Annotated in this window: 14 protein-coding genes; 5 read left to right on the top strand and 9 right to left on the bottom strand. The window is 47.8% G+C overall.

Annotation, left to right across the window (positions count from 1 at the left end):
• Window positions 1–468: 468 nt before the first annotated feature.
• Window positions 469–1755 carry a hypothetical protein gene (locus ACFSUS_RS21325; protein ID WP_381525779.1) on the bottom strand — a complete coding sequence of 429 codons (1287 nt, stop codon included), beginning with the start codon at window positions 1753–1755 and terminating at the stop codon, window positions 469–471.
• Window positions 1756–2108: 353 nt separating this feature from the next.
• On the opposite strand from ACFSUS_RS21325, the gene ACFSUS_RS21320 reads away from it, so the two are divergent.
• Window positions 2109–2459: a transmembrane 220 family protein gene (locus ACFSUS_RS21320; RefSeq protein WP_381525778.1), complete on the top strand. Its 351-nt coding sequence runs from the start codon at window positions 2109–2111 to the stop codon at window positions 2457–2459.
• The gene (locus ACFSUS_RS21315) at window positions 2456–3298 is read left to right on the top strand and encodes a hydroxymethylglutaryl-CoA lyase (RefSeq protein WP_381525777.1); all 843 of its coding nucleotides are present in this window, start codon (window positions 2456–2458) and stop codon (window positions 3296–3298) included. Before ACFSUS_RS21320 ends, ACFSUS_RS21315 begins: the two co-directional genes overlap by 4 nt.
• Window positions 3299–3360: 62 nt before the next feature.
• Here the strand turns inward: ACFSUS_RS21315 and ACFSUS_RS21310 are convergent, their stop codons facing one another.
• A complete protein-coding gene (locus ACFSUS_RS21310; protein WP_381525776.1) occupies window positions 3361–3885 on the bottom strand; it encodes a DUF7935 family protein in 525 nt (174 codons plus the stop codon).
• A 135-nt stretch (window positions 3886–4020) separates the two neighbouring features.
• Here ACFSUS_RS21310 and ACFSUS_RS21305 point away from each other — a divergent pair, with 135 nt between their 5' ends.
• Both ACFSUS_RS21305 and ACFSUS_RS21300 read left to right on the top strand, forming a co-directional pair.
• On the top strand, window positions 4021–4323 hold the full coding sequence (locus tag ACFSUS_RS21305; RefSeq protein ID WP_381525775.1) for an iron-sulfur cluster assembly accessory protein: 303 nt from the start codon (window positions 4021–4023) through the stop codon (window positions 4321–4323).
• 135 nt (window positions 4324–4458) lie between these two features.
• Window positions 4459–8331, top strand: a complete 3873-nt coding sequence (locus tag ACFSUS_RS21300; protein WP_381525774.1) for a sensor histidine kinase — start codon at window positions 4459–4461, stop codon at window positions 8329–8331.
• 98 nt (window positions 8332–8429) lie between these two features.
• Here ACFSUS_RS21300 and ACFSUS_RS21295 read toward each other — a convergent pair whose 3' ends face one another.
• Window positions 8430–9053, bottom strand: coding sequence for an HNH endonuclease (locus tag ACFSUS_RS21295; protein ID WP_381525773.1), 624 nt, complete (start codon window positions 9051–9053; stop codon window positions 8430–8432).
• A 317-nt stretch (window positions 9054–9370) separates the two neighbouring features.
• On the opposite strand from ACFSUS_RS21295, the gene ACFSUS_RS21290 reads away from it, so the two are divergent.
• The gene (locus ACFSUS_RS21290) at window positions 9371–9745 is read left to right on the top strand and encodes a CoA-binding protein (RefSeq protein WP_381525772.1); all 375 of its coding nucleotides are present in this window, start codon (window positions 9371–9373) and stop codon (window positions 9743–9745) included.
• A gap of 44 nt (window positions 9746–9789) precedes the next feature.
• Here the strand turns inward: ACFSUS_RS21290 and ACFSUS_RS21285 are convergent, their stop codons facing one another.
• The 6 genes from ACFSUS_RS21285 to ACFSUS_RS21260 all read right to left on the bottom strand — a co-directional run bounded on the left by ACFSUS_RS21285 (window position 9790) and on the right by ACFSUS_RS21260 (window position 14282).
• Window positions 9790–10797: a 3-oxoacyl-ACP synthase III family protein gene (locus ACFSUS_RS21285; protein WP_381525771.1), complete on the bottom strand. Its 1008-nt coding sequence runs from the start codon at window positions 10795–10797 to the stop codon at window positions 9790–9792.
• Window positions 10798–10916: 119 nt separating this feature from the next.
• Complete coding sequence (gene purS / locus ACFSUS_RS21280) at window positions 10917–11168, bottom strand: phosphoribosylformylglycinamidine synthase subunit PurS (protein WP_381525770.1); 252 nt, start codon at window positions 11166–11168, stop codon at window positions 10917–10919.
• A gap of 91 nt (window positions 11169–11259) precedes the next feature.
• Entirely contained in the window at window positions 11260–11946 is a 687-nt protein-coding gene (gene pssA, locus ACFSUS_RS21275; RefSeq protein WP_381525769.1) for a CDP-diacylglycerol--serine O-phosphatidyltransferase, read from the bottom strand.
• Window positions 11943–12581, bottom strand: a complete 639-nt coding sequence (locus tag ACFSUS_RS21270) for an MBL fold metallo-hydrolase (RefSeq protein ID WP_381525768.1) — start codon at window positions 12579–12581, stop codon at window positions 11943–11945. The genes pssA and ACFSUS_RS21270 overlap by 4 nt, the downstream gene beginning before the upstream one ends.
• Before the next feature lie 99 nt (window positions 12582–12680).
• Window positions 12681–13382 carry an SAM-dependent methyltransferase gene (locus tag ACFSUS_RS21265; protein ID WP_381525767.1) on the bottom strand — a complete coding sequence of 234 codons (702 nt, stop codon included), beginning with the start codon at window positions 13380–13382 and terminating at the stop codon, window positions 12681–12683.
• Between the two features lie 102 nt (window positions 13383–13484).
• Window positions 13485–14282 (bottom strand): alpha/beta fold hydrolase, encoded by a 798-nt coding sequence (locus tag ACFSUS_RS21260; protein WP_381525766.1) that lies wholly within the window; start codon window positions 14280–14282, stop codon window positions 13485–13487.
• Window positions 14283–14528: the final 246 nt, after the last annotated feature.

Here is a 14528-nt window from a genome sequence, read left to right as displayed (position 1 = left end):
GCACTTAACACTATTGCTAGTGCACTGATAGTGAGGAAATGTTCCATTCAAAGGATAAGATTGAGGATTTGCGTAATATGAGCGTTTTTTGTAAATACTCAAAACTTATTACGTACGAGGTAGTGTCCTGGCTTCTAAGTTCTGACTAGTCGACATCATGGAGCTGCTATACCACCAAGCCTATTTTCGACTGTTCTCGACAGAGGCATTAAATACTAAGCGATTAGGCATTTGTCAGGACAATTAATAGCCTGGCGTGGTTATAGATCATACGAAATAATCTATAACCACGCCAGGCTGTCTTACGTATTCAATAGCTGGTTAACCGGTTAGCATAACGCTCCTTGCTCGCTGTAATCGTATTTACTAACTGGGCCGCTTTAACGATGCAAGGATATTACAGTCGTTAGGCGGTTGACTGCCTAACGACTGCTAATAAAAAGAGGAAGGTAGAATGGGTTTGTGGTCTTAAGCCGTGGCTTGCTGTTGGTCAACTACGGTCGGCTGGCCCGCCCGATTGACGGTTACTTTCTTATCGTTGACACCGACGAACACGTACTGACCAGAGGTCATGCCGAAAATGTAGTAGGGCTCATCGACGCCTGGATACAGCGGATGTCGGAGGGTTACGTTGCCGTATGAACCAGTAAAACCAGCTTGTTTCAGCAGCGAATCGGCTTCGCTCAGGTCCATACTGACCGGCCAGTTAATCACTACGTCTTCCAGCCAGGGCTGGTCAACGTAACTCACCGGACCAAACTCTCCCCAGCCTGTTGAGCTGATTATTGCCGTACCTTTACCGGCCCGGCAAACAACTTTCAATTGGGAGATATCATTCGGGTTGGTAGATGGGCGTTTACCCGTTGCCTGTACTTCGTATAGTTGCGCATCGGGATATTGCTCACGAATTAGCCGCATGGCAATGTTAACCCGGCCTAAGAAATTCAGGATCAACGTATCTGTAGCCGGTTTTGCATCGGCTAATACGAAAATAGTAACGTCGTAAACCCGCTGCATGACAAACTTGGCGATGCCGCCAAAAATGGTGACAATCACCTGGGTATTGCCCATTTGCAGCGAATTAAACGTCCAGGCAATGTCGCCCCCCTGAATGCCCGCATCAGTCAACTCCAGAAAAGCTGGGTCGAACTTAATGTCAACGGAACCTCCTTGTTTTGATACGCCCGCCGACTGTTTAATTGAAAACGGTTCTTTGAACAAGGCCCGAATAGTTTCCTGACCCGGTAGCTGAGTAGGCGCTACCTCAGCAGCGGGGATAGCCCAAAACTCACCCGCTCCGTTGAGATCAGCCGCCGTTGTGCCCAAACCTGTGTAGTGAATCTCAACCTGGACACCCTCGGGATGATTGGCATCAGCGATGATAACCGATTTGGAGTTGATCACCGGCGAAGGCAGCTGAATACTAAAATTTTGGGTTTTGGTGTACGGTTCCTGGCCGGTACCCAGTGGCCCCACCCATCCTTGCAGGTCAAATTTTAAGCCACCAACAAATTGCGGATCTCGGTAGAACGAAATACCGCTCGTGAACTGCTGCGCATTACCTTTCGCAAAAAGTCGCAGTTGGCGTGAACTAGTGTCGTAAAGAGCGGCCAGTTTATCGGCCGGAATGAGTTGTAGGAAGCCCATACTGATCAAAAAGAGGAAGGTTTGTGTGCCTACTCGATTAAGGCTTTTCGGCTTCGGCCTGTCAATCAACACGTTGTAGCCATTGATAACGTTGTGCTTATGCGTCATTGACAGTAGCAAAATTGCGGCTTCACAGTAGCAAAGGCACCCACTTTTCGGACAAAGACACCTATTTTTGGGACATGTGCAGGCTAGTGCCTTAAATTGGTAAGGCTATAGTGAGTTCGTAGTAATTCATTGGCCATTGTGTGGCTTTAAGACCTTGCTTGCGATGTTTCTACGTAAGAGGGATACCTCCTGAAGCCTTTAAATACACACGAGTCTCTCTGTGTAAGCCGGAAGTAGCTTTCTTTGCAAACAGATTAATTTAGCAATAAAAAGGGTGAGCTGTAGTTCAGTTAGCAACAGATGTACGTTATTACTCAACACACTGCTTTACTCTCACTCACGTTCTCATTAAAATGCTTAAAATTCTTTCTATTGTTTTTGGGCTTTTGTTCACCCTGTTTGCGGCTTTTCAATATAACGACCCCGACCCTGAAGTCTGGATTCCGATCTATGGCTTTGCTGCCATGGCCTGTTTTATGGCCTACGCGGGTGTTGGTAGGTGGTGGTTCTTTGCTGCAATGGCACTCATTTACTTTGTCGCAGCGTATTACCAGTGGCCTCCCATATTCGAAGGTTTTTTGTTCAGTGAAGTGGGCATGCGCAGCCTGAACATCGAAATGGCCCGCGAAGCCGGTGGACTGGCCATTTGTGCCATTGTAATGGTAGTACTAGCCATCCTCACTCGTCAACCCGTTCGCCGATGAAACTCGTTGAATGCCCTCGCGATGCTATGCAGGGGTTGGACCACTTTGTACCAACTGACCTTAAAATCCGGTACCTGAATGCGCTACTTGAGGTTGGTTTCGATACACTCGACTTTGGGAGTTTTGTATCGCCGAAAGCGGTTCCCCAAATGCAGGATACGGCTCAGGTGTTGGCCGGTCTTAATCTGTCCCAAACCAGAACCAAATTGCTAGCCATTGTGGCTAACCGGCGCGGGGCCGAACAGGCGGTCAGTTATCCGCAAATTCAGTACGTTGGCTTTCCACTATCTGTTTCCGAAACATTCCAGCAACGTAACACCAATAAATCAATTGCGCAGGCATTTGATGACGTGGGCGAGATGCAACGTTTATGCGCGGGAGCCGGTAAGGAACTGGTTATTTACCTGTCGATGGGATTTGGCAACCCATATGGTGACCCGTATAGTTTGGCGCTTGTCGTCGAGCTTACGGAGCGACTCGTGCAGATGGGCATCACGATTATTGCGCCATCAGACACCGTAGGTTCATCTACAGCCGACACTATAGAGGAATTGTTTCAGCAGTTGATTCTGGCGTTTCCGCAGGTTGAGTTTGGCGCTCATTTGCACACGCTGCCGGGCGAAGCACCCAACAAAGTGCGTGCTGCTGTTCGGGCTGGTGTGCAGCGGATGGATGGAGCATTGCGTGGGTTTGGCGGGTGTCCACTGGCTACTGATACGCTCACTGGCAACATGCCAACCGAAGAGATTTTGCAGACGCTGGCTCAGGAAGGAATTGATCTTGGCATTAACCAGGCTGCATTTCAAAAGGCTATGGCCCTGTCGGCGGGCGTATTCTAAAACGGAACAGTCAGCAAACAAATGTAAACATGTTATTTGCTGACTGACTGTTTCCCGCTGTGTTACATGAACATGGCCTGAATTTCTTCTTTTACCGCCTTAAGCGCATCGGAGGTAGGCTGTTTTTCTTTCTGAATAATCCGCTCAAAAATTCGTTTAGACAGATCAAGCGCTGGCGCGTCGGGGCGAGTGTCGCCGGAGGCCTGGTTGATGAGAGTTGTAACCTCATTCATAGCTGCCTGAATCTGGTCCCAAACGGGCTGACTCATATATACCTGCTGCGATAGGTTATGATTGTACTCGTCCCGAATCTCTTGCAGGAGACGTTGTTGAAACTCAATGACAGTCGTTGAGCTACTGCCTAACCGTACCAATAAATTGTTTGGGCTGATACGTTCCAGAAAAAGCACCATTCGTTCATAAGCTTGCAGGCGTATGGGGACTACAGTTTCAGCATAGCGCGTTTTTACTTCATACCGATGTCGATCAGCTTCGCGTTCGAGCAATAATTTGACGGTTAAGTACATGCCATATAAGACTAAACCGGCCGGCACAATCAACTTTAGAAAATCACTGAGTAGATCCATGTAAAGAACAACGTTGTTTGATTAAAAAAAAGTAACTTTGGTTAAGAAGTTTCTGATTTATAGGTATTTAGTTTTCATGTTATAGGTATAGTAAATACTAAATATCTAAACAATACTTTGAATAAACTTAGCGTAATGACACTTGATAATCCGGTCCGTGTACGGCCCGAAGCGCGGCAACAAATAATTGATACGTTACAGGCAAACAAGATTCCAGCAGACTATGGTTTACGCGTGGGCGTTCGTGGAGGAGGTTGTGGGTCATCCTGGTTGTTAGGGTTCGACCTGCCCGGTCCCGCCGACGAAGTGTATAACGTGGAAGGGGTCCGTGTCATTATTGACCGTAAGCATTTGCTTTATGTATTGGGCGCAGAAATTGGCTACGAACCGGGCGGCTACACGGTTGAAAAGCACGGAGACGTTCGTTCAACGCATTAAATAACTTCGCCATTGTCTTGGTAGTCAACCCGAAGGGTAAGTAAAATAAGTATGCTTAATGCAGAATACAGCCTACAGTTAGTAAAACTGGCATGATTTTAGGTCTGGTTCTAACAAGAAATTTACTCCAGTATTTTGAAGCGTATCGAAGAACATATTTTTCTACTGCTGGCAGTTTTGGCTGTTGGTCTGTCTGTTTTGTGCTTCCTTTTTTTGGAGCAGAACGCACCCGGCGCCACCGAAGAGCAGTATTTAAGTGCTGTTCAACAACGGGTTAAAGAAGAAATGCAAATCAGTACCAGCGAGTTACACTCCGTAGCGTCGATACTGAAGTACAAACCGAAACCTTCTTTTTCTGACCTTAACATCCCAACGAAGTACCCTTACTTCGTGTATCAGAATCGCCGGCTTCTTTTCTGGTCTGATTACCGCTTCATTCCAAGCTTTAGCCGGGTTGCCTCGGTAAAAACTCCAAGGTTGATCGATTTTGATCAGGGACGGTACATCGTTAGTCATCAGCGGATAGCCAAAGGGGCCGATACGGTAGATGTGTTCTCGCTCGTAAACATTTACCATTATTACCGCAGTAACAATGCCTATTTGCAAACTGGTTACAACACAGAGATATTCTCGCTTGATCCTCAGTTAATTACTGAGCAGCGGCAGAACACTTTCCATTCGATTTACGATAATTCGTCCGTATTCCTGTTTTCGGTAGTTCCTCCCAAGATTGATGATTATCGAAACCATTCTACGCCGGTCAACACCGTCATCCTTGCTACGTTAGGAGTCATCTTTCTGGGGCTGTATGTAATTCAGTTAATGCGGAAGCTGAAGCGACGGCGTCAGTATGAGCTGGGTTTTATTGGTTTAGCGGTCTATCTGGTATTGCTTCGGGGGGTAATGCTTTACTTCGGCGTTCCGTTTCTGTTTATCGAATCAGACCTGTTTAATCCTAAATTTTATGCGTCATCAGTACTAGTGCCTTCTCTGGGCGATCTGCTGCTGAATGTTATAGTTGTAGCCATTCTGGCGTTTTATTGGGTTAATCACTACTATCATTCCCGGAGTTACGCATTTGTGGTACGCCTACCCAGTTGGCTGAAGGCTATTCTGTCGCTGGGATGCGTTGTGTTGAGTTACGTAGTGTTCTCGTTGTGTTATGTTGAGCTGAATAACATCTATGAGAAGTCACAGTTTACGCTTGATATAACCCTCAGCATCCAATTTTCGCTGCTTAAAGTAGTTTGCCTGCTGGTTTTTATAACCATCTCAATCATCTACTTTCTGATAACCCACTTGCTTGCTAGCCTCTTTTTGCGCTACAATCGAATGAGCAACCTGGGCCGTGGTGTTATCATCATTCTTATTGGAACAGTGTTGGTAACCGGTTTTTTGGCGGTTTTGGGATGGCCGTTGGATTGGGTGTTTCTGTTAAATGGCTTCTACTTCCTGATTGCCTATCTCAGCCAGTTGCCGAAAACATTGTATACGTTTCGCTATAAAACATCAATCTACTTTTTTCTGGCAGCTTTCGTCTGTGCAGTCACAACTGCGAGCGTAGTCTATAACCAGGAGATTAAAAAGCAACTAGTTCACGAACGCGAATTTGCCGCGCAGCTGTTGGCTGAGAATGATGAGTTTGGCGAGTTTTTGATGAGTAAAGCTCAGGAGTCGATCTCGAAAGACACGGACATTGCTCGCTCCCTGCGAACAGATACGTTGCTCGTCCGCGAACGCATTCAACAACGAATCAAGAGTGTGTATCTGGACAAATACTTCGACAAATACGACATTGAAGTTTTTTCGTTTCGTGCAAACGGCCAACCGCTCGACATCAGTCCGGGGGCTAAGTCATTGGCTACACTGATGGCTCGTTACAGCCAGCCTACCTATAAGACGGAGTACCCTGGTGTTTATTTTGTCAATGAAGTCAGTAACGAATTCATTAAGCAATACCTGTGTTTTACGGCGATTCGGCAACCAAATCCAGCATCATTGCAAAGTGGAGATGCCATTGCTAAGGAAGACACCGTTGGCTACGTTGTGCTCGACTTGCGACTCCGGAACGAGCGGCCCAAAAGTGTTTATCCGGAACTGCTGGTCGATACGAAGTTCATTCAAAATTTTGACACACAGGAGTACAGTTATGCTATCTTCAGTAGCCGTCCCACTGCTGGTTCGCTAAAGTCTGATCCGCGCGGAAGCAATCAGCCGCGGTATCGAACGCTCAACAGCAATGGTAGCTATAACTATGAGCGCAAATTCCCGGTAGCTTTATTAAGCAATCCAACTTTGTTTTCAGAAGGCATTGTTGCCAACAATTATCAGCACGTAGCAAAGCGGGGAAGTGATGGCCGCATTGTCGTGGTTTCGTCTGCAGAGTACCCATTTCGAAATATATTTTCTAATTTCTCATTTCTGTACCTACTGCTGGTCCTGACAGTTATTGTTGTCATCATCGCCTACGCCATCAACTACGGCTTTTCAGAGTTCAACATCAATTACTCAACCCGTATTCAGATTCTGCTGAATGTGGCATTTTTTCTACCACTGCTGTTGGTAATCGTTATTATCCTGAGCGTGATTAGCTCGAACTACATCACCAATCAGGAGAGCACATACATCAGCAACACCCGTAATATTGCCGCCAACTTTGTGAATTACCTGGATGAACATTTACAGGCTAAAAAACGGAGTAAGGCGTCGATGGAAGAGGAGTTGAGCAAGATTGCTCGCGATGCCAGCATCGACATTAACTTGTTTGACACGCAGGGACGCCTGTATACCTCAACTCGCCCGCTCATTTACGAAAGTGGGTATCTTTCTAAGCACATCAATCCCCAGGCTTACATTCACGTCATTGAAGATAAAGAAAACCAGATTCTGCTGAATGAATCGCTGGGAAGCAAAGAGTACCGAACAGCTTATGCAGGCATTAAATCGTATGACGGGCGATTGTTAGGTGTGTTAAGCATCCCTTACTTCTACGCCCGCCCTGAACTCGACCGCCAGATTATTGAGGTTATTGCTTCGGCGCTCAGCATTTTCACTGGCTTATTCCTGTTCTTTCTGATTCTGTCTTACTTCGCATCGCATGTGTTAACCAAGCCCTTGCGGCTGTTGACGCAAAAGATTAGAAAAACTAACCTGGACCGCCCGAACGACCCGTTACCCTGGCATTCCGACGACGAGATTGGTTTGCTGATTCGGGAGTATAACCGGATGCTTGTTAAGCTGGAAGAAAGCAAATTGGCGTTGGCGCAGAATGAAAAACAATCGGCCTGGCGGGAGATGGCAAAACAGGTGGCTCACGAGATCAAGAATCCGCTGACCCCGATGAAGCTGACATTGCAGCATTTGCAGCGCACGTTTCCAAACGCGAGCGAATCGTCGATTGGAGCGAGTGATCTGGCCACTCGGCGGGTCATTCAACGAACTTTTGATTCCCTTCTGGATCAGATTGATAACCTGAGCGACATTGCTACCTCGTTTTCTGACTTTGCGAAGATGCCCCTCCCTAAGAATGAGATTTTCGAGGTAACCTCCGTGCTTAATAAAGCTGCCGATTTATACGCCGACGATAACCGCATATCCGTCCGGCGCCAAATTACGGTCGGCCCGGTGATGGCCATTGGCGACCGACAACTGATTGGACGTATCATAACCAATCTGTTAATTAACGGTATTCAGTCCGTACCTTCCGACCGTAAGCCCCAGCTTGACCTGCGCCTATACACAAAGTCTGACGAAGTACAGATCGAGATTCATGACAACGGGGCGGGTATTCCGGAGGCAATCCGCGCTAAGGTGTTCCTGCCAAACTTCAGTACGAAACGGGGCGGGTCAGGGCTTGGCTTAGCCATTGCTAAACGCGGGGTTGAACATGCGGGCGGCACTATTTGGTTCGAGACAGTCGAAAACGTCGGCACCTCTTTCTTTGTATCGCTGCCTCTGGCAGGCATCTCTATTCCGACGGTTACGAGCTCATCAGTTAGTCAACCCTGATGGCCATAAAAAAGCCAGCCGGTCAGGAAACCCGATCGGCTGTAGCTGAAATCTCAAACATCACTTAAAAGATAGAGCACCGCTCTAATCATTATCTTTTAGCTCTTAGAAGATTGGCTAAGAACCTCTTCTTCAATGGTTACATGTTTCCAGTTCTCGCCCGATCGAATTCGGTTGAGCTGGGTGTGCGTAATGCCAAACTGCTTGGCAATCATTTTCAGCCGGTTTTTGTCATTCCGCAACAACTTCTTAATGATTTTAACCTTGCTCTCGGTCAACTTATAATTTCGGGTCTGCCGGGGAATCTGTCGATTCTTAAGGTTTGGGTTGTTCCGGTTGTGTTCAATCATTTCTTCCTTCGTTACCCAGCGTAGATTCTGGTAGTAATTGTTCACCTTATCATGATCAAGGTGGATAACGAACGTCTGTTCGGGATGATCGCGGGTAACAAAGTGCTCTGCTACCAATTTATGGACGTAACGATTGAGCGTTTTATTCTCGGATCGGATGTTCAACGATCGATACCCCTGAATAACTGATCCTTTAATAAGCGTGCTGGTAGGCTCCGTTGCTACACCACTTCGTCGGGTTGATGGTGACGACTGAAAACTGCGTAAGCGACCATAATTAGAAACCTCATAGCGTGGCGGGTTCTCAACACCTTCGAACGCAATAGGCACCCACTTCTCATTCCAAAAACTTTGGTTCTTCTTGTCGTCCATGGCTGGAGGTAGTTATGAGCCTAGAGAATATCCGATAATGACACTTTTTCTGTTACTATTATCTGTTTAACTAAACCTTAACAAAGCTACAACAAAATAGTTAATTTTTTATTGAAAAAAAACGTTGAAAATCAGTTTGGTAGCTATAAGCAAAGACGTATATAGATACAAATGTTTACCTAAACGTTTTGTAAAAGCAGAAAAACTACTGCCAAGGTTAAACAAAATAGTCCTTAGAGAGCTCAGGAGTGAGAAACTGCTTCCATTTCAGATTGGTTAAGGAAGCAAAAAAGTACAACAGAAAGCTACTTGGCGATATGATAAACACAAAATCCGGGAAAACGCTAATTGTTGGTGCCACCGAAAATGGACAACGGTATGCTAACCGAGCAGCGCATAGCTTGCTTCGGTATGGCCATGACATAGAACTAGTAGGATTACGGGAGGGGCAGATCGCTGGTCACCCGATACGAACAGGCCAGCCCGACTTGCAGGATATTGATACCGTAACCATGTACGTTGGCGCCCGTAATCAGTCTGGGCTTTATAATTACATCAAACAATTAAAGCCCCGCCGGGTGATTTTTAATCCTGGTGCCGAGAATCCGGAATTCGCAAAACAGCTGCGTGAGACGGGCATCGAGCCGATTGATGCTTGTACGCTGGTTATGCTGTCGGTGGGGACGTATTGATGTGGTGGGTAGAGACGCATAGTATTGCGTCTCTACCCACCACCTTACCATTTTATCAGGGCTGATGCCCACGTAAAGCCGCTGCCAAAAGCGGCCAGGCAAATCAGGTCCCCGGGTTTGATGCGACCCTGGTCAAAGGCTTCGGTCATGGCAATCGGGATGGAGGCCGCTGTGGTATTGCCGTAGTGCTGAATGTTGTTAAATACCTTATCCTCAGGCAGGTTCATTTGCTGCTGTACGTAGTTGGAGATACGTATGTTAGCTTGGTGAGGCACTAGGAGGGAGATGTCGTCAGGTTTATAACCATTGGCGTTGAGGCTTTCGTTAATGACCTCCATAAACCGCACCACGGCATGCTTAAACACGGCATTACCGTTCATAACCACACTACTGCCACCCGTATCCATCATATCTGTGGATACGAAGCGATCAGGACGGCTACTGCCCGGATCTTTTAGGTAAAGCTCTTCGGCATAACGACCATCCGCGTGCAGATGGGTTGACAGAATGCGGTGTTTCGGATCAGTCGTGGCCTGCACAACGGCCGCTCCTGCGCCGTCACCAAAAATAACGGCTACCCCTCGTCCTTCGGTTGTTTTATCCATCAACGTCGACTGGATCTCGGAACCAACCACCAGAACGGTCTTATACATGCCAGTTTTAATGAACTGATCGGCAATCGAGAGGGCATAAACGAAGCCCGAACATTGCTGACGAATGTCGATCACGGCAATACCCTCTAAACCCAGCTCGCGTTGCATCAAAAACGCTGAACCCGGAAAGTAATAGTCGGGCGAAAGGGTAGCGTACACGATAAGATCAACGTCGCTGGCCTCAAGTTCCGCTCGGCTGAGTGCCATGCGAGAAGCCGCCGTGGCCATGCTGGCATTGGTCTCTTTGCCGTAGGTGAAAAAACGCCGTTGCTTAATGCCGGTCCGCTCCTGAATCCAGGCGTCGGAGGTATCCATGTATTGTCTCAGGTCATCGTTTGTGACAACATTGTCAGGCACGTAATAACCTAATCCGGTGATCTTTGAGTAAGTCGTATTCATTCGTTGATGACCGCATAGCGGACCGTAAAATAGCCGGTAAAATTAGTACTTATTTCCGAGGCTATATTACGTGAGTGCCCAACTGTGCTATTGGTATCGGAATAAAACAATTGCTAACCTTAAGCTGCCCGTAATTCAAAGGAATAATCTTCCATGATCAGGTTCGCCAGTAATTGGCGGCAAGCTGAATCAACTGTTTCCCGAGCTTTGGCTTCGTTTTCTGCATCTACTTCGAGCCGAATGTGCTTACCGATACGAACGTTGTCGATGGTGTCCATCTGGAGGTTATGCAGCCCTAGCTTAACGGCTTTGCCTTGCGGGTCCAGAATTTCGGAACGGGTCATGATGTTGATTTCGGCGATGTATTTCATTTTTGAAAGAGTGAAAAAGCGAATGAGTGAACGCGTGAAAGAATACAGGCCAGCCCGTGTCTGATCAATAACCGACGGGCCGCTGTTTCACTCATTCACTCTTTCGCTCTTTAAAAATTAGTGAAACAATAATGTAAAGCAGGATAATCAGCGGTATGGCTGCGTACTGCAAAAATAACAGAAGCAATAGGGACGCCAGCAAAAAACTGAATTTAATCCGATTTTCGGCCCAGCCGAACGATTTGAACTTAAGCGCAAACAAGGGTACATCGGAGACGAGCATGAACGAAAAGGCAATCATCATACCGAGGCCAATGTCGTTTTGCCAGATGGTATCGAGCTGAGGCTGGTAGCGGCCCATAAGCGGGAAAGCCGCAATCAGCATGGCATTCGCCGGAACCGGTAAGCCAATGAATGACTCTGACTGCCGCGTATCGATGTTGAAGTTGGCTAACCGTAAAGCGGACAACACTGCGATTAAAAAAGCGCCATAGGAAATGAAGCCTAACTCCTGAAACCAACAAAGCTGAAACACAATTGTAGCGGGCAATACGCCAAACGTTACGACATCGGCCAACGAATCCAATTCCTTACCAAACGGCCCTGACACATTGACCAGACGAGCGACAAAGCCATCGCCAAAGTCGAGTATGGCGGCTAAGCCAATAAGCCACGATGCCAGTTCCAGATGCCCGCGTAAGGCCATAACCAAACCAATGCACCCACACAGCAGATTGCCGCAGGTCATAGCATTGGGCAGGTGTTTGAGTAGATTCATAAGCGAACAAAGGGATTAGTACGTTTCTCCTGGCCAATGGTGGTTGGGTCCATATGGCCGGGGTAAACGACGTAATCATCGGGCAGGGTGAAAAACTGAGTTCGGATGCTGTTGATAAGGTCGGCATGATTGCAATAGGGGAAATCAGTCCGGCCGACGCTTCCTTTAAAAAGAACATCACCCCCAACTACGTAGCGATCCGCATGATTCACAAACGCTACGTGCCCCGGTGCATGACCCGGCACAAAAATTACGTCCAGAACAGTATTGCCAAATTTAAATTGGTCACCCTCTTTGAGAAACGCGTCAATCTCGCTTGGCTCATAACCTCGTAGCCCATACAGAGCACAACGCGTTGGGACATCATTGAAAATAACCATGTCTAACTCATGCAGATACGCCTTAACACCATATTTGCGCTTAACGTAAGCACAGCCAAATACGTGGTCGAGGTGAGCATGGGTGAGTAATAAATATTTTACTGTCAGCTTATGGTCGGTGATGAACTGGCTCAGCGCTTCTTTCTCCACCTGCTCGTAACATCCAGGATCAATGATGACGGCTTCGCCAGTTGAGTCATCGCTGATGACGTATGTATTTTCCTGAAAGGGCGAAAATTCAAATGTTTGGATCATGCAGTAAGGCGGACTGAAATCCGCGATGATAACTATGGAGCGCGGGTTTCCACCGCACTGGCGGACCGTCGCAGTGGCGAACGAACCATCGCGTTACTCTTACAAAAGTAGAAACACCGTTGGTTTTTTGCGCAAATCGGGTACCTGCGTTTTCCACTCCCGAACCGGTAAGGTACGTACGAACGCGTCGGGCGCCGTTAGGTTACTAGCAACGCAAAGCCGTGTGTTAGGCTGGCAATTCGCAATTACGTCGGCAAAGAGGGCGTCGTTCCGGTAGGGCGTTTCCATGAAAATCTGGGTCTGCTGCCGTTGCTGCGCTTCTTTTTCGAGATGCCGTATGGCTCTGGCTCGGTCTTGTCGGTCAATGGGTAAATAGCCGTGGAAGATAAACGATTGTCCGCTCATGCCCGATGCCATCAGGGCTAGCAGAATCGAAGACGGACCCACCAATGGTTCAACGCGCCAGCCCAACGCATGCGCCATGCTGACGACCACCGCCCCTGGATCAGCTACACCGGGGCAACCCGCTTCCGACAAAACACCGGCGTTCCGTTTACGCTCCATTAACTCCTGAATCTGCCGACGCGTATCGGCCGGTGGAGTATCTTTGTTCAGATCGAAAAACGTAGTTTCGTCAATAACCCGATTCGTTTTCAGGCTGGTGATAAACCGGCGGGCAGAGCGGACGTTCTCCACAAAATAAGCATCCGTATGGTCAATGACGTCCCGGATGTGGGTTGGCAAGACCTGTTCAGCCGTATCGTCGGCGAGTAGGGTAGGAATGAGGTATAACGTTGGCATAAGTGGTTAAACCGCACCGGCGGACCGGCAGAGAAACAGAGTTGTCACAGAAAATACAAAGAAACTCTCTTTTCTCTGCGTAATCCGCTGCTACTTCTGCGGTTAAGAAACAAATTTCATTAGAACATCTACAAACTCCACGGGTTTTTCTGCTTGTACCCAGTGACCGGCTCCCTGAATGGTCTCGACTTGGGCATTCGGGAAGATACGTTTGATTGTGGGAATGTCCTCGTCTAGTATGTAAGGTGATTCGCTCCCGCGAATAAACAGCGTTGGCTCCGTCACAATACGTGGGTTAGTCAGTTCTTCACCCACGGTGTGCAATTCACGCTCGATCACCGGAAGGTTGATCCGCCAGTCGAAACGCCCCTGCTCGTTACGGTATAAATTTTTGAGCAGAAACTGACGTACCGACAGTATAGGTTCGTACTTGCTCAGGATAGCGTCCGCGTCGTTTCGGTTCGCAATCGACATCAGATCGATAGCATTCAGCCCACGTATGATTTCGGCATGATGAACCGGGTAAAACTTAGGAGCAATGTCCACAACCACCAGCTTATCAAACGTACTGTGCGGTCCCGCTCCGGCGTACCGGTCGTTACGGTAACTCATCACGTATTGCATAACGGTTTTTCCTCCCATCGAATGGCCTACCAGAACAGGCTTATCAAGCTTTTGATCGACGATAAATTCGTGGAGGTCAGCCGCCATGCTTTGGTAATCCTGTTCGTCGGAGTGCGGAGACTGGCCGTGATTACGCTGATCGAGGGCGAAAACGCGGTAGCCTCGTGCGGCAATGGCTTTGCTGGTGGTCAACCAGTTATCGGATGAACCAAATATGCCATGCAGAATAACAATGGCCGGCCCCGTTTCGCCCGTTTGGCGGAAGAATAGTTTCATTTGATTAAAGAGTGAAATCGGACCGCCGAAGCGGAGCGAATGAGCGAAGGAGTGAAAGGTCGAATGAGTGAAAGAGTGAATGGGCGAATTAGGGAGAGTTATTTGTCAACCACCCCGCTTCGGCCTTTAGGTTTGTGGGGTGAGATTATTCCAAGAATGGAGTAGCTTGCCAGCAAGTAAAACGGACTGGCACATCCTATCGCTCGGCTGGGCTGCAGACCCATGGGCCGATTCAGAGGCCAGTCC

Origin of the sequence: Spirosoma soli (genome assembly GCF_042684525.1) — a bacterium.
Lineage (GTDB): Bacteria > Bacteroidota > Bacteroidia > Cytophagales > Spirosomataceae > Spirosoma > Spirosoma soli.
Note: the sequence above shows the minus strand (reverse complement) of the source record. Positions and strands in the feature narration are given on the sequence as shown.

What these genes read in the sequence shown, in the direction of transcription:
- ACFSUS_RS21265 (WP_381525767.1), bottom strand. Translation starts at nt 13,382, where the DNA reads ATGCCAACGTTATACCTCATTCCTACCCTACTCGCCGACGATACGGCT.
- ACFSUS_RS21260 (WP_381525766.1), bottom strand. Translation starts at nt 14,282, where the DNA reads ATGAAACTATTCTTCCGCCAAACGGGCGAAACGGGGCCGGCCATTGTT.
- purS (WP_381525770.1), bottom strand. Translation starts at nt 11,168, where the DNA reads ATGAAATACATCGCCGAAATCAACATCATGACCCGTTCCGAAATTCTG.
- ACFSUS_RS21325 (WP_381525779.1), bottom strand. Translation starts at nt 1,755, where the DNA reads ATGACGCATAAGCACAACGTTATCAATGGCTACAACGTGTTGATTGAC.
- pssA (WP_381525769.1), bottom strand. Translation starts at nt 11,946, where the DNA reads ATGAATCTACTCAAACACCTGCCCAATGCTATGACCTGCGGCAATCTG.
- ACFSUS_RS21315 (WP_381525777.1), top strand. Translation starts at nt 2,456, where the DNA reads ATGAAACTCGTTGAATGCCCTCGCGATGCTATGCAGGGGTTGGACCAC.
- ACFSUS_RS21285 (WP_381525771.1), bottom strand. Translation starts at nt 10,797, where the DNA reads ATGAATACGACTTACTCAAAGATCACCGGATTAGGTTATTACGTGCCT.
- ACFSUS_RS21290 (WP_381525772.1), top strand. Translation starts at nt 9,371, where the DNA reads ATGATAAACACAAAATCCGGGAAAACGCTAATTGTTGGTGCCACCGAA.
- ACFSUS_RS21320 (WP_381525778.1), top strand. Translation starts at nt 2,109, where the DNA reads ATGCTTAAAATTCTTTCTATTGTTTTTGGGCTTTTGTTCACCCTGTTT.
- ACFSUS_RS21310 (WP_381525776.1), bottom strand. Translation starts at nt 3,885, where the DNA reads ATGGATCTACTCAGTGATTTTCTAAAGTTGATTGTGCCGGCCGGTTTA.
- ACFSUS_RS21305 (WP_381525775.1), top strand. Translation starts at nt 4,021, where the DNA reads ATGACACTTGATAATCCGGTCCGTGTACGGCCCGAAGCGCGGCAACAA.
- ACFSUS_RS21295 (WP_381525773.1), bottom strand. Translation starts at nt 9,053, where the DNA reads ATGGACGACAAGAAGAACCAAAGTTTTTGGAATGAGAAGTGGGTGCCT.
- ACFSUS_RS21270 (WP_381525768.1), bottom strand. Translation starts at nt 12,581, where the DNA reads ATGATCCAAACATTTGAATTTTCGCCCTTTCAGGAAAATACATACGTC.